Raw genomic sequence first — 22790 nt, 5'->3', positions numbered from 1 at the left:
GTTGTAATTCTCGAAGAAGGAATAAACAGATGTCTATATAATATATCAACAAAATGCTTGACATACTTAATTTTTCAGTTTTCATACTCGTCCTATATGAATTTTATCTTTAACTACGGTGAGATTAAACTTGGATTTGTATAACTACTTCAATTCTTTTAAACAATCTAACTCATTATTTTCTTTAAAATGTTCTACAAAGTTCGATACTGAAAAATTCTTAGCATTTATTTTTAAAATTTGCAACTGATATGCAGCATATTGTTCTGCACTTATAACAGGCTTATAACTTCTTGTTAGTACGGTGCCACTATATACAATGTCAGAAATTTCAATATATTCCTTTTTCAATAAATTCCGAACCGCTGCTTGAACGGTATTAATACCCAATCCGTCCCCTTTATCTGCGATGGCTGATGCGGTTAAATTTCCGCCATCTCGCCAAAAAACCAATAACACATCTTGTTCTTTTTGACTGATTCTAGGCAGTTTTTTCATTTCATTCACCTTTCATATAGTAGGTTGTGTTTATTATAATTGCTAAATTGCAATATATCAATCTTAAAATAGTGACATCATATTTTTTTATTCTTAAAATTTACTGGTTTGTTATTGGAGCATATTAAGGGATATATGAGTGATTTACAAAGAAAGAATCAACGTTAGGCAATACCAACATTGCAGTAAAATATTTAGATGATATTTTTTTGATGTCACTATTTATTTGAAACATTTTATATATAACGCTCGGTTGAAGTTCGTGTACGGCTGGATACTAATGAAGTAGAGAAGAATAGTAAAGCACAAACCATTTATTTAAGAAAAACTTAAGATCTACACACCTAGATTTTTAAGGTGTTGAATCTATACTTTGTACCAAGAAGAATAGGGAGAAAATGGAAATGGAGAAAGGTGAACGTAGCAAGCTAAAGAACAGGAAACCCAAGTTAGTAAGAATATCAGTATTCACAATTGTTCTTCTCGGAGTGCTAATAGGAACAGCAAGTAAACTGAATTTAGATTCACAAAAGGTCTTGCCATTCTTTGGACAGAACACTTATGCCAGTCCATATATTTATGTCTATGACAGAGAGTCTGATCAAGCCATTTACGAAGAAAGTGCGGGAGCCAAGGTTTATCCTGCTTCACTGACAAAAATTATGACCGCAATTGTCACCCTTGAGCATGTTGATGACTTATCTGTAATCGCGCCGGTAGACCGGAGAACGTTCGGTGAGCTTCTTGCAAGTAACTCTTCTATGGCCGGATTTCGCGAAGATGAGGAGGTTACCTACCAAGACTTGTTATATGGGACGCTTCTCACTTCTGGTGGTGAAGCGGCAAACACTTTAGCTGTCCATGTTGCGGGAAGTGTGGAAAATTTTGTTTTGATGATGAATGATAAAGCCGCTGAATTCAGCTTAAATGGTACACATTTCACTAGTCCTGAGGGCCTTCATGATGACAATCAGTATACAACCGCTTCAGACGTGGGAAAGCTTTTGGATTATGCATTAGCTAACGAGGATTTTAAAAAGATGTTTACTCAAGAGACATACCTGACGACATCAACAACAGACCATCCAGAAGGGATTCTGTTAGAATCGACGGTACTGAAGTACCTTAATGAAGATCAGCAAATCGGCTTCAAAATTATTGGAGGTAAATCGGGAACTACATCTGCTGCTGGACAATGTTGGGCAACACTTGGGTTAGTGAATAACCGTGAGTATATAGTCATCGTCATGGGGGCGCCATTAAAGGACATTAGTCATCCAGATCAGGCTCAGATTAGGGATACTTTAAATTTATACGGAAAATTAAGTCAGTTGAAATAAACGATAAAATGTAGAATTACATATAAAAAATGGAGGTGTCTTAGTGAAAAAAATCTTAATGTTTGTATTAACTATAACCATTTTGATTGGAGGAAGCCTCTACTTCCAAAATCAAAGCAGCTACTCAGAATATGCAAGCATACAGGATGATAAAACCATCTCAGAGGATTTAATTACCTTAGATAATAATCCGAAGGATGTAAAGTCAGAGAATAAGAATCCGGGCAATGAGGAATCTCCAAAGGATGCAACGCTAGATGATAAAAGGACTTTTGAGGATATTGCTTTGGACAAACGTCTTGATGAAGGGAGGAAAAAAAATGAAAGAACTTATCGGGAGCAAGGAAGAAAAGAGTCTTCAATTAGGCCAACAATAGAAGTTCCATCTCTTTCTATCGAGGATATAACAGGCATCTACAAAACAGTTGATGCATACATGAGAGAAAATTCAGATCGGTTTCCCGAACCAGCGGATAATGGCACTAGGGGAAACACTGATGATCCGAGAATCCAAAATATTCTATACAAGGAAGAAAAAACAGGTATCATAGCAGGATTCGAAAATGAAAATCTGTTCGCATGGGAAGTGAAAAAGCTGGACGGAGAATATACCAACCTCCTGTTAGGTAGAAAGTCTACGGGAGAAGAATGGCAAGTTCTCTCGGAAGGAGACGTATATCAATTGAGAGAGGAAATTAGCGATGGAAATTAAAGCGGAGAATTTAACAAGAACATTTGGAATGAAACGGGCAATCAGTGAACTAAATTTTACATTGCCTGAAGGTGTGTATGGGCTTTTGGGAGATAATGGGGCAGGGAAAAGCACCTTGATGAGAATCCTTGTGGCAATTGACCATCAAACTAGTGGTAAGGTTACCTTTAACGGCAAGGATATCTTCCATATGAACGACGACTACCGGAATCTTGTGGGATATATTCCCCAGGATTTCGAGGTTTATTCCGCGTTTACAGCAACAGAATATCTGGAATATATGGGAGCACTGAAGGGGTTGTCAAAAAAAGAACTGATGCACAAAGTTCCAGAGGTATTACAGTTTGTCAACCTGGAGAATGTTGCTAATAAAAAGGTCAAAACCTTTTCCGGAGGGATGAAAAGGCGGGTGGGCATTGCCCAAGCCATTATTAACGATCCGAAGATATTAATTTTTGACGAGCCCACCGCTGGGCTTGACCCCCATGAGCGAATCCGTTTTTCAAACATCATAAGCGAAATGGGACAGGACAAGATCATCTTGTTTTCTACCCACATTATTTCGGATATCGAAGCAATTACCACCAATGTGATCATCCTAAATCAGGGGAAAATTAAAGAGCAAGGTAATGTGCAAAAGATGTTATCCGGGATTAAAGGAAAAGTATTTACTGAGGAGATGGACAGAGAGCGACTGGCCTCCTTTAAAAAGGAGCACCTGATCGTACGGATCCGGCAGGAAGAAAACGTTGTTAATGTCCGTTACTTGGGAGAAAAGGAATCAGGCGCAATCGTATGCGAGCCCACGCTGGAAGATTACTACATCTACTTAGGGAGTGGGAGCCATGCGTAATTTCATTCCATTAGAACTGAAAAAAATATTAAATAAAAATACAGTAATTATCAGCCTACTCTTTCTCACTATTATTCTGATCCCCTGGATTCAAACCGCCAAGAGTATAGATGTCTTGGATGATGAGGGAACCATACATAGCGGTCTTGGAGGCTGGAAAATTTTAAGGGAGCGCACGGTTGAGGGCACGATGACGACGGATTATTTATTACAAATGAAACAAAACTACGAAAACAGCGTGGACAAACCTTATATTGAAGGCGAAGTAGATACAGATCGCAAGTTGGGAAAAAGATTAACTTTTCCTCACGATGCGCTGAACTGGGAACTGAACTTTCCATATATAAAGTACCGTGTTCTCGATAACAGCTTAAATTTAACGGATGAGCAGCTCTCCAATTTTTATGTAGATTGGAAGGGCAGTTTTACCGAATATTTATCCACTGAACAAAATCTATTTCCTTATACAGAGAAACAAATCGAAATCATATCCCAGAAAATGCAAAAAGTACCCACCCCATTTTTATTCAAATACGATAGTGGCTGGGAGTACCTGAAAATAGGTTTATTAAATACGATCTACCTTTTCTTTATGTTCTTGGCCTTTATCCTATGCGAAGGATTCTCCAAAAACAGCAGCAAAGGAATTGACAAGGTGACCTTATCCACCAAGGAGAGCAGGAGGAGGCTGCTCAGCTACAAGCTTGGTGCCGCTTGTGTGTTTTCTACGATAGCCTATTTTGTGTATATTGCGATCATACTGCTGTTTATTACCGCAGTGTATACGCTGCACGGCTGGGACTCTTCGGTTCAAATCGGAACAATTACATTTTATTCTATGAATCAGCTTCAAGAGGGGTTACTCTATATTTCCATGGGATACTTTTCCACACTTGTCGTGACGCATCTTATCCTGTTTTTGTCCGTGGTTTTTAAAAGAGGGAAACTGGTATTAGCACTTTCACTGATTTATTTTTATCTCGTAAATACTTATCAGATGGGGAGGGGGGCGCTGATTGAAAAAGTGATGGTCTTCATGCCCCAGAACTTTATCAATAATCTTATAGGCATAGAGAAATTATATTTTGTGGGTAATACTGTATTTCCTTATGTTTTTGTCGCCCTGTTTCTGGGTACTGTGTACATTCTCTTATCTCGAATCGGTATCTCTATATGGATGAGAAGATATTATTTACAGTAGAGGAAGGTAGGTGAAATCATGAGCTATTTATCAAAAGTAAACAGAAGTAAAATCCTAAACATAAACATATTCGGTTTTTTGTTGGCATTGTTTCTGATACTTACCTTTTACAACTTAGACACCATCAAAACAGGTTATTTAAATCAGGCAAGATATGAGGTAACAGATGGGACGGAATACCGGTATTTCTATCAACCGGAGGTATTGGATGAAGTTGAGATTAATAAAATTTTGGAAAAATACAGAGAACTTAGCCTACCAGAAGACAGGAATAAAGCGGATGTTGCAGATTTGCCAGCCTTGGATATAATTATCCAAGTGTATGGCTGGAACTGGACTGGAATACGGGATGTCTCAGCAGAACAATTTTATCAGGACAGGGCAGACATCATCAAAAGTGCACAGAAGGAAGCGGGGAGTTCTAGGGAAGGAATCAGCAACGGGAATTTTGCAGCGGCTTCTCTCTCCGAACCTATCCGGATGGGTTATGCCGAGGGATGGAAGAACGTTAACTCAGGGATGAGCCAGTGTGTTTTTATTGTCCTGGTTCTCATTTCCATTCTACTGGTCCCAATTTTTAATGAAGACGAGACCTTGGGCGTGGACGGACTGGTCAAATCCACGAGGTTTGGAAAACGTAAGCTGAGTAGGATACGGATTATCAACGCCTTCCAGCTCTCTTTATTGCTTTATCTGACGGCGGTAGCGATTTACATTACGCCTATATTCTTTATGTACGGTTTACAAGGAGCGGATTTGCCTATACAAAGTAGTCCACAATTTTTTTTATCAATGGTTGCGGTGAATTATTTCGAGCAGTTTTTAATCAACCTGGTTATTGGATATGTGGCAATCTCACTGATGACAGGGATTACTTTATTGATCAGCGTATTAGTCACACAGATTTATACTGGCTACGCCCTGTTACTATTCACCATAGCCATATCTTACGCCATTCAGATGAGCGAGGTATTCTTTCTGAAACATTATGTGGGCAATTTTCTGCCCATGCAGATAGCCAAGTTCAATAGCTATTACACAAGTTTTGAACCCTATGGAGGTATTTCTAGAATTATTGCCGTTCCTTCCATTACTGTTGCAGTTTTATTTATACTCCTACTATTTTTGCCAAGATGGATTAATAAAATGAGGTTTACTTCTTAGATTGAGCATTACGCATAAAGTTAAAACACATCAAGGATAAAAAAATGAAGTGAAGTTCGGAAAGAAGGTAGATGATGTATTCATTTTTTATTTTATGCGAAGCTGGATCAGAAAAAGATGGTATTAGCAACAACGGTTTAGCTCACGTTCTAGAGCACTTTGTTATACTGGCGATGCTCAAAGATTTTTTCACAGAGAAAGAAAGTAATTTGAGAGGACAAACAAGTTACTGCTATTGCTTATATAGTTGGAGCAATGCGAAGTACCAAGTAGGTTTAAACCTTATCTTTGAATTTGAAAACTATGTGAGGAGGATATTAGATAATAAAAATGAATATTATGACTTAATGTTAATGGCCATTAGAGAGGTCGAGGAAGAAATACTATCGAAACACAATGAGGTGGCAAAGATCAATGTAATGATTCATTTTTTAAATAAAGATATTGTTTCTCGACCAATAGGCCTACTTGAGGACGTAAAAAGTTTGAACGTTGACCAATTATTTGAGACTTTAAGTAGTATTTATGTAGCAGGAAATTTAAGATATTTCATTTTTAATCATGAAAAAAATGAGTTTGTTATTTCTGACTTGCCTCAAAAAACAAAGCGAAGAGGTTGTGTGGAAAAGCAAGAATTCCATGACAAAGAACTGGAACGGATAGCATCTAATTTAAATATAGATGTACAAATATTTAAATTATTTTGTAATAGTGATAAAAAAGTTGCACTTTCTAGTACTTATTTTTCTAAGATTTTTAACAAAGAACAAACGATTCTCAATGAATTGTACTTGATAAGTATTTGCAAATTATTAGATAAAGCTTATGGTGTCAAAAATAACTGTAAATTTGAAATTATATTTTTTAGTAATGAGGACTCTACTAGAATTTACTATATATTTGAATTAACGAGCAGCAATGATATTTACGAGACTCCAAATAAGATAACCATAGATGTGGAACAGATAATAAATTTCATGCTTGAAAGTGTAAATTTCCACGAGTTAAAAGAGGAGTTAAGGATAAATGTATACAGTAATAGATTTAGTCCAATAAGTCGAAGTGAATGCGAAGCAGAGATATTGAATAAAGTTTACTTTAATAATTTTCAAGTAATAAAAGATTATGAAGATTTTGCTGATATTTTACGGAATGTTACGATTGATAAATTCAAAGGATTCTTGTATTTTGCGTTAGGGGAGATAGATGACTTAATTATTTTTGAATAACGTAAAAGACAGGCCGACAGTTTTCCTCGCTTTGGAGTCTAGAGTCCATTTTCATTGATCAAAATAAACTTGCCGGACGACTGACTTCTATGATACACCACACTTTCACTAGATGAATGGTTTCATTATATAAATTGGTACGGGTGTCGCACCTGGTCATCAAGTCGCCCTCAATGCGAATATGTGGATTGATTCGCTTCTTTACCTTCACAATGATCTGAGCAGTTGAGTGCTACCAAAGCATTGATATTGAGTAAGCCAAGTGATGGAGTCGTGTCTATAATGATGTAGTCATAGTTGGCTTTCATCGGTTCCAGTAAAGTGGTCAATGTCTTTTCACAGCCATTTTCATCCCGTAGGTTAATTTCGGCAACAGACAGTTCAATGTTGCTAGGAATCAGGTCAATGTTACCTTGAGAATGAATGCACTCTTCGGGCGATGGAAGCGGTTCGTCCGTCATCATCGCGTTCTTGATGTTGAACATAGAGTAAGGGAGTTTATCAGGTTGTTCGATACCAAAGTACATCGTTAGATTCCCTTGAGGATCAAAATCAATCAGTAATATCTTTTTTCCTTCATTATATAAGGCGTAAGCCAGGTTATAAGTGGTGGTGGTTTTACCTGTACTGCCTTTTTGATTAGCGATAGTGTTTACTGTTGTTTTTCTCATATCAATTCCCCTCCCTGAAGCCAAAGCTTCGATATTATCTGTCAATGATAGGGAGCGGGCTGATCTGTTATAGTTCTCTCCGAGTTCTCTCATTTGTGCAAAAGCGACTACTATTTGAGAAGATTCCCGGAAGCCTTGCGGCGTTTAAATCTAACGAAAGAACCTGCAAAAAAACTTGATCTTACAAGGATTTTCGCGGGCTTTAGATTCCTTTTCTTTGACTTAGTTTCTGCTATCTTCCCGATAGCATGAGCGACTCAAAATCGAGAGGGAAACCGTGGAGGTTCGAGTCCTCTCACCGGTACCAACTAAATCAACTCAAAGTTCATTAGATACTATATCTGATGAACTTTTTTGTTTGTTTTTTTACAATTCCGTTCATGTCTGTGCCGGAAAACTTTTGATACATCCTTCAAGTGTGAATAAGAAATTGTACTTAGTTGTACTGAGGAAGATTAATGTAAGCGGATATGTGAATGAGATAGAGGCATTCCTGAGGAAGCTCCATTTCGAAAGCTATAAGCAATCATGATACTAAACAGCGATTGACAAAATAGAGGAACTACCTAATACTAATTGATAATCATTATCATTTATTGTGAAATATAATTAATTCAAATAGATTGTGGAGCAGATCGGAGTGTATTGCAAAGATGAGGCTGGAAGATCATATTTTCGCATGGAATTATGCCGCTGTTAAAGTACTTGATATTCGACATGCTGTGATGAAGCCTGGGGACAAGCTGCAAGGCTATGTATTACCAGCATGTGGATTTATCTACTGTGTGCGGGGTACGGCCAGCTTGAATCTCAACGGCATAGATTACGACGCAGACCGTCACTTTATTGTGCATGGTGGCAAGGGCATGAGACTAAGTATAGAGACAGGGAAGTTGTTTGAATACTATTTATTATTCTATAGAGCCTCCTTGCCAGGAAGAAAGGATTTAGCAAGACTTTTAGAACGCAGCAATCCATTTCGGATGCAGTATAGCTTCGAGTCTTTGGAGCCATTACCACTGCACTATCAACTAATGGCAATGGAACAACTTTGGGCACAAGGAAGCCAATTGGAAAGAATTCAAGTTAAAGGCTTGTTCTATCAGTTTATACATGAGTTATTAAAGCAGTTCACAAAGGATGGAATTAACCTCAGGCAACCGGATGTCATTGGGCAGGTTGTCCGTTATATTGAGGAGCATTATCGTCATAATTTATCACTAGAATCTATAGCGGAGCAATTTAATTACAGCCCTCGTCATTTATCAACGCGTTTTAAAGGGGAGACGGGGTTCAGCTTGATTGAATACTTGATACGATTCCGGCTTACACATGCAGAAGAGCTATTACGATGTACCGATGCTCCACTTCGCGATATTGCAGAAGAAGTTGGATATAACGATGTATATTACTTCAGTCGCATGTTCAGTAAATACAATGGTCAATCTCCCATCCGGTTCCGCAAGGAAAGCAGGCAGGTGAGCTCATCGGACAATCGTCCATTTACCACCGCCAAATTCTCCATTGGCGAGCACATATCCTCCCGATATAATGTTATTGAGTATGATAATCATTATCATTACTATTACCATAATGAAATAACCGGAGGGTCTTCACCTATGAGATTAACAAAGACGTCAAGTTTTATTGTAGCGATGCTGCTTAGCTTTACCTTGCTATTAAGTGCATGTGGATCTGCAAGTGTTGGTTCTAATGCCACAAATTCTAATGGATCCAAAGCTTCTGAAGTTACATCATCACCAGCAAATAATTCAACTGCAGCTGACAATGCCATTAAGGAGGCTCAGACAAGAACTATCTCTACAATAAAGGGAGATATTGTTGTTCCAGCTAATCCAAAGAGGGTTGTCGTGTTATACCTTCAAGGGGATCTTGTGGCCCTCGGCATTAAGCCAGTAGGGACTTCGAGTGTCTTTGAAGGAGCGGCCTTTGCAGAAGAGCTGGGGGGGATTGAAGATCTAGGTTCATGGTATGAGCCTAATCCAGAGGCTATTATGGCAGTAAAGCCGGACTTGATCATAGCTGCTTCTGAAGAAACTTACGAAATCCTTAAGGATATTGCACCGACCGTTCCAATTCCTTATGAAAAAATGGCGACGGATGAACGTGTAATGAAGATTGGCGAGGTATTTGGCAAGGAGCAGGAGGCACAAGCTCTATTAGATAATTTCCACGAGAAGTTGGAGAAGAGCAAGCAGCAGCTTGATGAACTTGGAATTTTGGATAAGACAGTAACCATTATCGAAGGCGGCAAAAAAGAGATGGCGGTGATCGATAGCAAGCTTTATGGAAGGGGCTCTCAGATCATTTATGAATATTTAGGGCTAAAAGCACCAGAGATTCTTCAGAAAAAGATTGATGGCAGAGAGAAGGCTACTGGAGGGTTTGTTTCCTTAGAGGTGTTACCTGAGTATATAGGAGACTTCGTGTTCCGCTCTGTATGGGATGGGGCTGATGATTTGTCGGACAATCCAATTTGGAACAGCATTCCAGCAATTAAAGAAGGTAGATTGATCGAAATTGGGTTTGATTTTTCATATTATTCCGATATCTACTCTCTTGATAAGCAGCTAGATTTTGTAGTTGAGAAGCTAGTGTCAGCGTATGAAAAAAAATAGAAAGCTAGATGATAGAACAACCGTTATCCCTGATTTAAGAGGGAAATCGTATTTCGGTCTGTTTCTACTCCTAGGGATACTGCTGCTGCTGCTTTCAGTAGCAGCTTCTATCTCATTTGGCTCTGCTTCTATGAGCCTGAAGATGGCATGGACAGCGATTTTTAATTTTGATCCTGAACTGACCGAGCATCAGATTATTCATGCCCTTCGTATTCCGCGTACAGCAGCTGATATTATTGCAGGTATGTGTCTCGCGGTAGCAGGAGCGGTTATGCAGGGCTATACGCGAAATCCCTTAGCAGATTCCGGATTAATGGGAGTAAATGCAGGAGCAGCACTTTCAATGGCCGTTACACTGGTTTTTCTTCCAGGACAACTGCAGACAACAACCTTGCTGGTTAGCTTTATTGGCGCAGGACTTGGAGCAGGATTAACGTATCTTGCCGCTTCATTGAATCGTTCAGGAATGACACCTCAACGACTGGTGCTAGCTGGAATATCAATTACAATGCTATTTGGAGCTGTGGGGTCATTTATCTCATTAAACTATGGAATTGGTCGTGCCCTTGCTTATTGGACTTCGGGTAGTGTGGCTGGAGCAACATGGGTGGAAATTAGGCTAGTTATACCTTGGTTCTTAGGTGGACTGGCTTTGTCACTATTCATTGCACGCTCTATCACTGTTTTAAACTTGGGGGAAGAGATTGCGAAAGGCTTCGGGCAACGGATCGTTCTCGTTAAGATGATAGCTACGCTTGCGGTCCTTTTACTAGCGGGTGTAGCTGTTGCACTTGTAGGGCCAATCGGCTTTGTTGGGTTGATTATTCCGCATATTATGCGTTTTTTTGTAGGTGTAGATTATCGTTATATTATTCCGGCATCAGCCATTTACGGCGGCGCACTTATGGTTGTAGCGGATATCGCAGGAAGGCTGATTAATCGTCCGGCAGAGACAGCACTGGGCATTATTTTTGCAATAATTGGTGTTCCTTTCTTCTTGCTAATTGCGAGCAAAGAGAGGAGAGCCTTCAAATGAATGTTGTTAAATCGCATAAGGCTACAATATGGATTCTATCTCTTTTAATACTGCTTATTGCAGGAGCTATTCTTAGTCTTAATATGGGAAAGGTGTCCCTCAATCCACTTGAAGTATTTCAAGTATTGCTTGGACAAGGTCCAGAGGAGCATAATCTCGTTGTTTATAAGTTTCGTCTTCCCCGGATCGTATTAGCGATACTTGTTGGATTTGGGATGGCACTGGCAGGTGCAGTTATGCAGGCTTTGCTGCGCAATGATCTGGCTGATCCCGGCATGCTTGGTATTAGCTCAGGTTCAGGTCTTATGGTGTTGCTGATTATCTCAACGGTAAGCATTCAAGGCGCCGCTATAACATTATTACTGCCGTCTATGGCATTCTTAGGTGGTCTGCTGGCAGCAGCTCTGATCTATGTTCTAGCCTATAGAAAACGTCGTATGATTTCTTCTACACGACTTGTCTTGACTGGTGTTGCGATCAATATGGGGTTTAGTGCGCTATCGCTATTCCTGACTTTAAAGCTTGATGACCAGAAGTATGAGTTTGCGCAGCGTTGGCAAGCAGGATATTTATGGGGTGACAAGTGGTCTTATATCAGCTTGTTGGCACCTTGGGTATTGCTGCTATTCGCATATATTCTTTCTAATTTCAGGACATTGAACGTCTTGGTGCTAGGCAACGAAATTTCGATAGGATTAGGTGTTGCTGTAAAGAAGAAATTTTTGCGCTTGGCAATTGCGGCTGTAGGCATAGCTTCTGGCTGTGTAGCGCTCGGGGGCTCGATCTTCTTTATTGGATTGATTAGTCCGCATGTGGCTCGCAAGCTGGTAGGTCACGACTACAAAGTGCTTCTACCTACTTCAGCGCTTATTGGTGCGCTATTGCTGCTTGTAGCGGATACGATTGCTCGAACGGTCAGCTTTAAGTCAGATATTCCCGCAGGAATTATTGTAACAATGCTGAGTGTGCCTTACTTCCTATATCTATTGATGCGTTCAAAATAAATACCGATAGGTTCCATTCCTCTCACCGGTATACTAAAAAGGTCTATAAAATTGCTTAATAAGCGATTTTATAGACCTTTTTCATTTTCAGAGCTTATTAAATTCCAGAAAAGTTTGATAAATATAAAAAAAATCCCCTTTCTCCTATCTTTAATAGAAAGGAAGGACTGTTCCCTATCTCGTTAATTGATCAAGATACCGGTGTGGCAGGAACTATATATCTTACCAGTAAAGATGAAGGAATCACTTGGGTTTATGATGAAGCTTATGATAAGCTTCTAAATCCTTTTTTTACAGGGACCATAAAAAGAACAATTTCGACTTGAAATAGATTATTGTTATATGAAATATCTACTAAGCCATTACTATCCTCTACGACCTTCTGGATACTTTTTAAGCCTATACCATGACCGGATTTATTAGTTTTTGTGGAGCAGATGTCGCCAAAACGATTCGTATGAATTTCATTCACATAAGGATTCTGAATCCGGATGAACAAGCTTTCGTTAAGATAATGCATATGTATGGTTATATAGCACTCTTCATTTCTTTTATCGCAACAAGCTTCAATGGCATTGTCCAGTGCATTTCCTAAAATCACACTGATAACTGTGGTGTCGAGCGTCAGCTGTACAGGGATGTTCAAGTCTAACTTGAAGGGGATCTGATGCTTCTCAGCGACCTGCTGCTTGTAGTTGATAATGGAATCAATAATCGTATTCCCGCTATTGCTAACGCCTATTGGATTGTCTATTTGCCCCAGTAAGTTGTCCAACTCATTTAGATTGGCAGCTTCACCGGATTGTACCTTTGCGCGTAAACCTATGAGAATATTTTTAATATCATGCTGGAACTTAAAAGATTCTTCCTGTATTTCTTTTGTCAAAAGATATTGATTTACATAGTAAGCATTTTGTTGCTCAAGTAAATAACTTTGGTTCTGCGCAGATTGGATAACTAACATACGGTCACATAAGATAAATATCAATAAATTTATAATGAGTAGTCCTGTGGATAGGATTGGAACAAGGGTAGGGAAGGACTGCATATAAAGGCTGGATGCGAAGCTGTAGATCCCTAGTGTGCTTATAGAAGGGCAAATAAATAATAGAACCCAATACCATTTAGATAACCCGCCATTTCCAAAGGCTTTAGCTACGCGCACGGATACAAAAGCTAATATAAACATCAGCAGCTTGGAAAGAAACTGGTTCAGAATATATCCCTTTGTCGAGTAAAATAGGGGTAGTGATAACTCACTAAGCGTAATAAGCGCAACCAGAAAAAGAGCGGCAACGATCCGCCATTTGATATTTCCATTGTAAAAAAAAGATAAGAGAGCAATCAGGCCAATATTGAGTATGAGTAGGATTGAGCCTGGCAGTGAGCTATAGTGCAGAAAGACAATACAGAGGAAATATAGAGAGTACACGATAACAAGATTGGCTTTGGTGGTAAGTCGGCTAACGAAACAATGGCTGTAGAAGTAATGAATGATGATAGGTAAAAGTGGAAACGTAACTAGATAGAATAACTCCTCCAGAAAGATATTATCCAACAAGACTCCCCCTGAATTTCAGATATTTTTTCTTAAAATCGGCACTGTATTTTGCACTAATGGGTAAGGCTTCGCCATTAAGGAGAATTACTTCCTGGTTACTGATTTCTTTAATAAAGTAAAAGTTAACGATGTAGGATTGATGGATTCGGACAAAATCGCTCACAGGAAGCTTCTGCTCTTCCTCGTTTAGTGTACTGTAGTAGTCATGTTGATCCTTGCAGGAATAAAGAATAATTCTCCGCCGGTTGCTTTCCAGATAGATGATATTTCGATAGGGGATTAGAATTTCTTTTCCTTTTTGCTGTAGTGATAAGAAGTTTTTTTTGCCTTGCTGCAGCTTGCGAATTACTTTTTCAATCGTAGAAATCAGTTTTTGCTTAAATATCTCTGAATCGATAGGCTTCTTTATAAATCCCGAGGGCTGAACATCGAAGAGTTGCAGATGATATTCATCATGACTAGAGACATAGATAAGCTGCACTAGATCATTTTCATCATTTCCCCGCAGTACATACCCAGCTTTTATTCCATCCATATCCGCCATTTCAATGTCCATAAAAATAATATCAAACGCGCAGGCCTCTTGAATGGCCTTAGTGAAGCTTTCTCCGGAATAAAAGATCGACACCTCTATTTTCCTTGTGAAATTCCTTTGAGTCTCCAGAATAAGTCTCTCTATTAATTCAGTAGTGGGAAAGTCATCATCACAGACAGCAATACGTATCACTTTATCATTCCTTTCGACAAGAATTGTCCAAAATATCCGGGAATTTGTCGACCATATAAGTCACATTATACAAATCCTTCTTAATAATTACATTAACTAACTTGATTGTTACAGTTTGAATGTAGAGTTCATGGCAACATGTTAGGATGTGGAAAAGTGAAAAGAGGAGTGTTTGATTTGACTCAAACGATCTTTGAGGCCAAAGGTTTAAGCAAACAATACGGAGAGTCTTTTGCGCTTCAGGATGTCTATATGACGATTGGGGTAGGAGATATTTATGGGTTTGTTGGCGAAAATGGGGCAGGTAAAACTACATTAATGAAGATAATAGGCGGATTGGTACATCCGACACATGGCGAAATCTCTCTTTTTGAAAAAAAGGACACAAAAGCTGTTCACGAGGCGAGGCGAAAGGTTGGATTTCTAATTGAAAGGCCAGCGCTTTATCCTAATCTAAATGCGAAGCAAAATCTTACGTTTTATTGCCGTGCGTTTGGGATTAAGGATAAGAGCAGAATTGCGGAAGTATTGCAGGCAGTTTCTCTGGCAGATGCCGGTTCTAAGCTAACCTCAGAATACTCCCTTGGGATGAAACAACGTTTAGGTCTGGCTATTGCTCTACTTAACGATCCCAAATTTCTGGTATTGGACGAGCCTATTAATGGTCTTGATCCGTCAGGCATTGTAGAAGTGCGAAAAATCCTGGAGAAGCTATCCAAAGAGCAAGGAGTGACTATACTAATATCCAGTCATATTTTAAGTGAGTTGCAGCTACTTGCGACCCAATACGGTTTTATTCATAAAGGAAGGTTAATCAAAGAAGCTTCTGCGGAGGAACTCTTGCATACGGCGGAAACAAAGATCTGTATTCGAACGGCTGATCCCGCAGCGACACTTCAGATTTTGAAAAGTGAACTCCAACTAGAAACCATTACGATCAGCGAAGCTGGAGAAATTCAAATTCCTAAAGAGAGTACAAATCTGGAAGAGCTGATGTCTTTTTTTCTACAGCGGGGCATCCATATTGAAGGGATTAACCTGTCGGCTCCAAATCTTGAGAACTATTATATGGATCTAATTGCTGGAGGTAACGAATGAGGAATTTTCTTGAGGCTGAAGCTTATTATGTAACCAAGGATCCCATGTTCAAGGGGATAAGTCTTCTTTTGCTGTTTGGAAGTGCCTTATTACTGGTTTGGATGGGGGTACAAGTAGGATTTGATATAGATGGTCCTTTAGAGCCTTTAATCACTAGCATTCAGTTATCTTTTTTTCTGTATTTTATCATCCCGATTTACGTTTGTTTTTTTGCTACCGAGGGATTTGAGTATGGGTCGGTTCAAACCATTATCGCTTCGGGTCAGAGCAGGTCATTATATTTACTGGGAAAATATCTGACCGAATTAAAAGTGGTATTATGGTGGGTAATTCAATTTTTTGGTCTTTTTTATGTATTGTATATGCTGGCAGCGCTTGTTACGGGTTCCCATATCGGAAATGAAAGCTTAGAGGGGAAGTTTATCGTTGCTATGGGGGCTATTGGATTCAATATTTTGTATCTCGCAGCTTATTCCGCTGTCGTGCTGTTGTTAGGAGTATTGATGAAAAAATCGGCTACCGCTGTTATTGCCACGTTTGTTTTTGTATTTGGCGATTTTCTGCTCAGTGGTTATCTTAAAGACTCATCATATGTATATCTGCGAATGGTTTCTGAAAATACGCTAACGACGCAAATTTTTAAATTCTCTGCTGTAAATTCACATGAAATATATACCCTAAACGAGGGTGTTCGTATGATCCTAATCCCTGTTGTAATCATAGGAGTTTGCTTGAGCGTTGCTTTAGTTTCTTTTGAAAAGAGAGATGTGCATCTATAGAAAGGAAGGATGGATTATGAAAAAGGATAACAAAAGAACAACTATGATCTTAAGTATTTCGGTAGTAGTTATTATTTTTTGTGTTCTTTTTGTGAGTATACGAATATCTTGACGCTGTCTATCTAGTTTTACTAGAACGTGAGGATTGAATCGCTCTCTGGTAAAAAAGCCACGGCGTACGTTAATAACGTACCTCGTGGCTTTAGGTGTTTATGGAAGGACATTGCCGGCAGCACGGTAGATTTCATACCATTCTTGCCGAGTGAGAGTAATATCGGAAGCTTTGGCAATATCACGCAAGCGCTGCGTATTAGTTGTGCCAACGACAGGCTGCATATTTGCCGGATGTCTAAGAATCCATGCGATGGCAATAGCTGTATTGGTTACGTCTTTTTCAGCTGCTAAGCGGTTAATGACCTCGTTCAATTCAGGGAACTTATCGTTATCTAAGAATACGCCCTCAAAGAAGCCATATTGGAAAGGCGACCAAGGCTGAATGGTCATGTCATGCAGGCGACTGTACTCCAAAATCCCGCCATCATGAACAACTGAACCGGAGTTAGTCATATTCACATTGAAACCTGTATCAATCATGCCAGTGACCATAATGCTCAATTGCAGCTGGTTGAACAGCAGCGGTTGCTTTACATTTTTCTTAAGCAGCTCGATTTGCAACGGGTTCTGATTGCTGACACCAAAGTGTTTGACCATACCTTTGCTTTCCAGAATATCAAAAGCCTCAGCGACTTCTTCTGGCTCGAATAGCGTATCAGGACGGTGAAGCAGTAGGACGTCGATATAGTCTGTTTTCAAGCGCTTAAGGCTGCCTTCCACGGATTGCAGGATATGTTCCTTGGAGAAATCAAAAAAACCGTTGCGGATTCCGCATTTGGTTTGGATCATCATTTTATCACGCATACCCGGATTGTTCTCCAGTACACCTGCGAATACTTCTTCGGCTTTGCCAGCTGCGTAGATGTCGGCGTGGTCAAAAAAGTCTATTCCGAGCTCGAGGGCACTATGTACATGTGTATCTGCTTCTTTTGCAGATAAATCAGCAATCCGCATACAGCCAAGCGAAATTTGTGACACCTCAAGTGCGCCGTTTGCTACACTAATTTTTTTAACCAAAAGTGACTCACTCCTTCGAATGTTAGTAGAACATGCAGTATTCAATCAAACCATATCATAAAGAGGGGAGGTAAGCCAATGTCTATCTAAAAGAGAAAGAGGTTATCTCAACAGTAGAATTCACTACTTCAGAGATAACCTCATTTGTCTATAGATCAGTTATTAATACATATTTGGAATGTCGACATTAGGATCAATGTCAGCTTCGTAGTCTACACCCTCTGTTCTAAAACCAAACAGGTTAAAGAAATCTTGGCGGTAGCCTTCAAGATCAGCAAGCTCACCTGCATTGTCGGTTGTCAGCTCGTCCCAACGTTTCATAACCTCAGTCTGAACATCCTCACGCATTTCCCAGTCATCAATTCGGATCAAGCAGCCTCCGTCAGCAGTAGCTTCGCCCCCACTGTAAAGATGCTCAGAGAATAAACGGTACATTTGTTCAATACAGTTCTCGTGCAGCCCTTTTTCCTTCATTACTTCATACAATGCAGAGATATAAAGAGGGACTACAGGAATCGCGGAGCTGGATTGGGTTACCAGAGCTTTGTTCACGGAAACAAAAGCACGTCCACCTTGAGTGGACAGGCGATCATTCAGTTGGATCGCTGTTTGTTCCAGATCATGTTTGGCTTGACCAATCGTTCCGTCGCGATAGATAGGGTGAGTGATTTCAGGCCCGATGTAGGAGTAAGCAACGGTTGTAGCTCCATCAGCAAGCACACCAGCTGCTTGAAGCTGATCGATCCACATTCTCCAGTCTTCGCCGCCCATAACTGCGATGGTCTGACGTACTTCCTCTTCTGAGGCAGGCTCAATAGTGGTCATGGAAACTTCACCTGTGTGGAAGTTCAAGGTTTTGTTCGTATAAGCGGTTCCCACCGGTTTAATGACGGAGGAGAAGGTTTCTCCTGTTACCGGATGAGTGCGGCGTGGTGAAGCGACACTATAGACAACTAAATCAACTGAGCCATATTCAGCTTTAATCAATTCAATGGTCTTCTCTTTGATAGCATCGGAGAAGGCATCGCCAACTATGCTGTGAGATTTAAGTCCAAGCTGCGCTGCTTGTTGTTCAAACGCTGCGGAGTTGTACCAGCCAGCAGAAGCTGTACGTTGACCTTCAGCAGCTTTATCAAAGAAAACACCAATGGTGTTGGCGCCCGCACCAAAAGCGGCTGAAATTCTGGAAGCTAGTCCGTATCCGGTAGAAGCGCCAATGACTAGTACATTAGCAGGTCCCTCAATTTTCTTTTGTGCTTTTACATATTCAATTTGTTGTTGTATTTGTTTGGCGCATCCCTCTGGATGGGCTGTTGTACATATAAATCCGCGAGTTTTAGGTTGAATAATCATCAAGGAATTCCCCTTTTTATAAAAATTAAAGTCCAATGTTACTTCAGAGAAAGTATAGCAAACAATATTTACTAATACAAAGAATTTAGGATATTGGAGAAGAATGACTGCTCTCCACTACGATCGACTGCCATCCGCTGCCGCTTACGGACCCAGATGACGTTATATGCAAATTTATCGCCTTTTCAGCAGGGTTTCGGACCCCAGAGACGTTATTGCATAGAAAAAGGTTCATATTAGGTGTATTTTGTGCCAATAGAGGCTATGAGGTCCGTTGGAATTCCAAATGTGCAATAATGCTGCGTTACGGGTCAACTGTGTCCGATAGGGCATTGTGCGGGGAGCTGTGATAGGTCGATCGAACGAACGTACGAAGGAAATAAAACGAACGAATGACGAATCTTACGAATCATGGCAATCGAACTATCTAACCCGAATCATCCGATGAACCAAAGCAGAAAAGGGGCTGCCCCAGCAGCCATTTCGTGGCCATGGGACAACCCCTTAATCTAATGAGGCTAGATTACGCCTTAAATATGGAATCTATAGTTTTGATCTCTTCTGGTGTTAGCTGCACCTTCAGCGTCTCTAAGTTGGAAACGATCTGCTCAGGACGTTTGGCGCCCGGAATAAGCGCATCGATGGAAGGTACGGTCAAATACCAGGCAAGTACGACATGTGCGACTTCGACCCCTTTGGCATTGGCAATCTGACGAACCTTGTCCACCTTCTCCAGGTTCTTGGCAAAGGTCTCCCCTTGAAATAGCGGGTCATTTTTTCTAATGTCGCTGAATGTATCGCCTTGCTTATATTTGCCGCCCAGCAGACCCGACGCAAGTGGGAAATAGGGCACGAAAGAAATGCCATGCTCCTGCGTATAAGGCAGCAAATCTTGTTCCGCATCACGATGCAGCAGATTGTAGTGGGATTGAAGAACATCCACATGACCGTCTTTGTTGGCTTCTTTCAGCTGATCAATGGAGAAGTTAGACACCCCGATGGCTCTAATCTTTCCTTCATCCTTCAGCTTCTTAAGTTCACCTACAGCTTCGTCCTTGGGTGTGCTTTCATCAGGGAAATGAATATAGTAAAGATCAATATAATCGGTCTGGAGGCGTTTCAAGCTGTCTTCTACAGACTGTCTTAGAAAAGCTGGAGAGTTGTCGAGTGTAATCTTGTCACCGGTAATCACGTGAGCGCCTTTAGTAGCAATGACCACATTGTCGCGGCCGCCTCTTTCCTTCAGCACTTCGCCAATCAGTTCCTCGGATCTTCCTGGTCCATAAATAAAGGCGGAATCAATAAAATTAATCCCATGATCCAGAGCGCTGCGCACAATATTTCTGCCGGTTTCATCATTTAAACCCGGAAATAAATTATGCCCGCCAACAGCATTGGCACCCAGACCCAGCGGGAGAACCTGCAGATTGGTTTTTCCTAAAGTTATTTTATTAGCCATAATCAATAGTCAGCTCCTTAAAATATAATACGTACTATATTAAGTATAGAGAATAACTCGGGTCAGGACAAATTTTGCTTTCCAGCTTTATACATGAATATTTAAACCGGATAAGTTATGATAGTAAGAAAAATTTTATATTCGCGTTCGTGCAATCATGATGAGGAGAAGGAGGTCCGTCTTATGCTAGTCATTAATCAAAATGAAGTGGCCGAACTGTTAGCTATGGAATCTTGCATCTCCGTTATGGAATCTGTTTTGAAGGCTCTTTCCGCTGGACAAGCCGTACAAAGCTTAAGACAAGTGCTTCCTTTACAAAAGAGTAATCTGCTCGGCTTAATGCCGGGTTATTTGCAGCATGAAGAGGTGGCTGGTGCCAAAATCATCAGTGTATTTCCCAGCAATCATGGTTCAGGCCTGCCTTCTCATCAAGGTCTTGTTACCCTATTCGATTCATCTACGGGTGTTCTGAAGGCTATAGTGGATGGACAAAAGATTACAGCCATTCGTACGGCGGCAGTCAGTGCAGCAGCAACCCGATATCTGGCCAGAGAGGATGCTGAGATCCTTGCTCTTCTTGGAACTGGGGAACAAGCAAAAAGTCATCTGGAAGCGATGTTGCGGGTTCGACCCATCCGTGAGATAAAAGTATGGAGCAGGAAGCTGGCAAAGGCACAGGATTTCCAAATAGAGATGAGCCAAAAATATGATGTGCAGATCATTGTTGCGGAGACAGTTCAAGCGGCAGTCAGCGCAGCGGATATCATTTGTACCGTGACAGCATCCACCGAACCTGTGCTCAAGGGAGAATGGCTGAAACCGGGTGTACATATCAATGCTGTTGGCGCATGTAGACCAAATGACCGTGAGCTGGATTCGGAGACCGTCCAATTAGCTAAGTTATATGTAGATCGGCTGGAATCCGCTCAGAATGAATCTGGGGATTATTTAATCCCGCTGAACGAAGGCAAAATCACAGCAGATCATATTGTCGGGGAGATTGGTGAGCTGATCAGTGGCACTATCGAGGGCAGAAGGTCCGCAGCTGACATTACTCTTTTTAAAGGATTAGGGCTGGCCATAGAGGATTTAGCAGCAGCTAATTTTATATATCATGAAGCTGTTAGATTACATAAAGGCACTGAAATTGCATTCTAAGGAGCGACTACACGATGAGCACTTATGAAGGTCTGTATGATTTCAAGTTGACGGAGCAAGAGGAGGAGCGGGCTAAACGCTTGCATGAGCAGAACATTATTATCGATCTGCTGTTTCAAGGTCCCTTATCTCCAAGCGCGATTCCAGACTCTATCTCTGACAGAATCAAAGAATTATGTGAGCCTTATAAAGATGAGCCAATGGTATACAGCAGTATGCCTGCAAAAATCATCACAAAGCTATCTGCGTGCGGAGAGATCCCTGAGTATAAAGAAGAGTGGTACAAGTCCGGAATTACAGCAGGGAACCGCGAACTTCATTTGGAATCCTTAGACAGCATCATTACAAGCATGGCAGAGGTACAGCTGCAATTCGATTCTGCAGATTGGTTAATCAAAGCCTTAACTGCCGAAGACATACGTGCTGCCAAGCGTAATGGTTATAAAGCGGGCATTATCACAGCACAAGAAACGGATGGTCTGGGCACGAATCTCGATCAATTAGATGTACTTTATAACTTCGGATTAAGAATTCTACAATTGACCTACAACAATCAGAACCAGATTGGGGCGGGCTGCGCAGAACAATCGAACGCCGGGGTCACTAATTTTGGGAAAAGATTCATTGCACGCTTGAACAAGCTGGGGATCATTGTAGATACGGGGCATTGCGGGAAACAGACTACATTAGATGCCTGCGCTTATTCCACAACTCCGGTGATTGCTTCACATACGGGTGTAGAGGCGATCTATCCGCATATGCGCTGTAAAAGTGATGAGGAGATAATCGCGATAGCCAAGACAGGCGGAGTTATTGGTATTTTTGCTATGCCTTGGTTTGTTCATGAAGATCCTAAACATACAACTATTGACCATGTGCTGGATCATATCGAATATGTAATCCGGCTTGTAGGCGTGGATCATGTCGGAATTGGAACGGATTGGCCGATGAGCGATGTGCTCTGGTCATTGGTTTATTTTAAAGAACATATCGCACCCAAGCTTGGATTCGCCAAAGGAGACGGTCCTTCTACAGAAACCATTGCTGGACTTGAGAAATATAGTTATTTTATTAACTTTACTAGAGGTTTGGTTGCCCGCGGTTATGCGGATGCAGATATTGCTAAGATTATGGGCGGCAACTGGCTGCGTGTATTTGAAGAAATTTGCGGATAGGG

20 protein-coding genes are annotated in these 22790 nt (G+C 40.6%); 13 read left to right on the top strand and 7 right to left on the bottom strand.

Features of this window, described 5'->3' with window-relative positions; translation table 11 throughout:
• Positions 1-144: 144 nt before the first annotated feature.
• Complete coding sequence (locus MHI51_RS24340) at positions 145-498, bottom strand: BlaI/MecI/CopY family transcriptional regulator (RefSeq protein WP_051491512.1); 354 nt, start codon at positions 496-498, stop codon at positions 145-147.
• A gap of 404 nt (positions 499-902) precedes the next feature.
• On the opposite strand from MHI51_RS24340, the gene MHI51_RS24335 reads away from it, so the two are divergent.
• The 6 genes from MHI51_RS24335 (at position 903) to MHI51_RS24310 (ending at position 6997) form a co-directional block, all read left to right on the top strand.
• Positions 903-1838 (top strand): D-alanyl-D-alanine carboxypeptidase family protein, encoded by a 936-nt coding sequence (locus MHI51_RS24335; RefSeq protein WP_076220371.1) that lies wholly within the window; start codon positions 903-905, stop codon positions 1836-1838.
• A gap of 43 nt (positions 1839-1881) precedes the next feature.
• Entirely contained in the window at positions 1882-2550 is a 669-nt protein-coding gene (locus MHI51_RS24330) for a hypothetical protein (protein WP_036687472.1), read from the top strand.
• The gene (locus tag MHI51_RS24325) at positions 2540-3403 is read left to right on the top strand and encodes an ABC transporter ATP-binding protein (RefSeq protein ID WP_076220372.1); all 864 of its coding nucleotides are present in this window, start codon (positions 2540-2542) and stop codon (positions 3401-3403) included. Before MHI51_RS24330 ends, MHI51_RS24325 begins: the two co-directional genes overlap by 11 nt.
• The gene (locus tag MHI51_RS24320; RefSeq protein WP_076185530.1) at positions 3396-4604 is read left to right on the top strand and encodes a hypothetical protein; all 1209 of its coding nucleotides are present in this window, start codon (positions 3396-3398) and stop codon (positions 4602-4604) included. The genes MHI51_RS24325 and MHI51_RS24320 overlap by 8 nt, the downstream gene beginning before the upstream one ends.
• Positions 4605-4622: 18 nt before the next feature.
• On the top strand, positions 4623-5768 hold the full coding sequence (locus MHI51_RS24315; RefSeq protein ID WP_076220373.1) for a hypothetical protein: 1146 nt from the start codon (positions 4623-4625) through the stop codon (positions 5766-5768).
• Between the two features lie 71 nt (positions 5769-5839).
• Complete coding sequence (locus MHI51_RS24310; RefSeq protein ID WP_143761926.1) at positions 5840-6997, top strand: hypothetical protein; 1158 nt, start codon at positions 5840-5842, stop codon at positions 6995-6997.
• Positions 6998-7167: 170 nt separating this feature from the next.
• Here the strand turns inward: MHI51_RS24310 and MHI51_RS24305 are convergent, their stop codons facing one another.
• Entirely contained in the window at positions 7168-7668 is a 501-nt protein-coding gene (locus MHI51_RS24305) for a ParA family protein (protein WP_076221073.1), read from the bottom strand.
• Between the two features lie 653 nt (positions 7669-8321).
• Between MHI51_RS24305 and MHI51_RS24300 the strand changes: the two genes are divergently transcribed.
• The 3 genes from MHI51_RS24300 to MHI51_RS24290 are packed head-to-tail and all read left to right on the top strand — an operon-like array spanning position 8322 to position 12347.
• A complete protein-coding gene (locus MHI51_RS24300) occupies positions 8322-10307 on the top strand; it encodes an AraC family transcriptional regulator (RefSeq protein ID WP_405173313.1) in 1986 nt (661 codons plus the stop codon).
• Positions 10294-11343: a FecCD family ABC transporter permease gene (locus MHI51_RS24295; protein WP_405173312.1), complete on the top strand. Its 1050-nt coding sequence runs from the start codon at positions 10294-10296 to the stop codon at positions 11341-11343. Before MHI51_RS24300 ends, MHI51_RS24295 begins: the two co-directional genes overlap by 14 nt.
• The gene (locus MHI51_RS24290) at positions 11340-12347 is read left to right on the top strand and encodes an iron ABC transporter permease (RefSeq protein WP_076098983.1); all 1008 of its coding nucleotides are present in this window, start codon (positions 11340-11342) and stop codon (positions 12345-12347) included. The genes MHI51_RS24295 and MHI51_RS24290 overlap by 4 nt, the downstream gene beginning before the upstream one ends.
• Positions 12348-12612: 265 nt before the next feature.
• Here the strand turns inward: MHI51_RS24290 and MHI51_RS24285 are convergent, their stop codons facing one another.
• Positions 12613-13905 (bottom strand): GHKL domain-containing protein, encoded by a 1293-nt coding sequence (locus tag MHI51_RS24285; protein WP_405173311.1) that lies wholly within the window; start codon positions 13903-13905, stop codon positions 12613-12615.
• On the bottom strand, positions 13898-14635 hold the full coding sequence (locus MHI51_RS24280) for a LytR/AlgR family response regulator transcription factor (protein ID WP_405173310.1): 738 nt from the start codon (positions 14633-14635) through the stop codon (positions 13898-13900). Before MHI51_RS24280 ends, MHI51_RS24285 begins: the two co-directional genes overlap by 8 nt.
• 156 nt (positions 14636-14791) lie before the next feature.
• Here MHI51_RS24280 and MHI51_RS24275 point away from each other — a divergent pair, with 156 nt between their 5' ends.
• Together MHI51_RS24275 and MHI51_RS24270 are read left to right on the top strand one after the other, a co-directional pair.
• Positions 14792-15733, top strand: coding sequence for an ABC transporter ATP-binding protein (locus MHI51_RS24275; protein WP_179087026.1), 942 nt, complete (start codon positions 14792-14794; stop codon positions 15731-15733).
• A complete protein-coding gene (locus tag MHI51_RS24270; RefSeq protein ID WP_076219804.1) occupies positions 15730-16512 on the top strand; it encodes a hypothetical protein in 783 nt (260 codons plus the stop codon). The genes MHI51_RS24275 and MHI51_RS24270 overlap by 4 nt, the downstream gene beginning before the upstream one ends.
• Positions 16513-16722: 210 nt before the next feature.
• Here MHI51_RS24270 and MHI51_RS24265 read toward each other — a convergent pair whose 3' ends face one another.
• From MHI51_RS24265 to MHI51_RS24255, 3 genes are all read right to left on the bottom strand, one after another.
• On the bottom strand, positions 16723-17643 hold the full coding sequence (locus MHI51_RS24265) for an aldo/keto reductase family oxidoreductase (protein ID WP_038573011.1): 921 nt from the start codon (positions 17641-17643) through the stop codon (positions 16723-16725).
• Between the two features lie 162 nt (positions 17644-17805).
• Entirely contained in the window at positions 17806-18996 is a 1191-nt protein-coding gene (fabV, locus tag MHI51_RS24260; protein WP_341003640.1) for an enoyl-ACP reductase FabV, read from the bottom strand.
• Positions 18997-19519: 523 nt separating this feature from the next.
• Positions 19520-20455, bottom strand: coding sequence for an aldo/keto reductase (locus MHI51_RS24255; protein WP_076185518.1), 936 nt, complete (start codon positions 20453-20455; stop codon positions 19520-19522).
• 183 nt (positions 20456-20638) lie between these two features.
• Between MHI51_RS24255 and MHI51_RS24250 the strand changes: the two genes are divergently transcribed.
• Both MHI51_RS24250 and MHI51_RS24245 read left to right on the top strand, forming a co-directional pair.
• Positions 20639-21613 (top strand): ornithine cyclodeaminase family protein, encoded by a 975-nt coding sequence (locus MHI51_RS24250; RefSeq protein WP_076220086.1) that lies wholly within the window; start codon positions 20639-20641, stop codon positions 21611-21613.
• 14 nt (positions 21614-21627) lie between these two features.
• Positions 21628-22788, top strand: a complete 1161-nt coding sequence (locus tag MHI51_RS24245; RefSeq protein WP_076277213.1) for a dipeptidase — start codon at positions 21628-21630, stop codon at positions 22786-22788.
• Positions 22789-22790: the final 2 nt, after the last annotated feature.

It is taken from the genome of Paenibacillus sp. FSL H8-0260 (genome assembly GCF_045040625.1).
Lineage (GTDB): Bacteria > Bacillota > Bacilli > Paenibacillales > Paenibacillaceae > Paenibacillus_AQ > Paenibacillus_AQ odorifer.
Note: the sequence above shows the minus strand (reverse complement) of the source record. Positions and strands in the feature narration are given on the sequence as shown.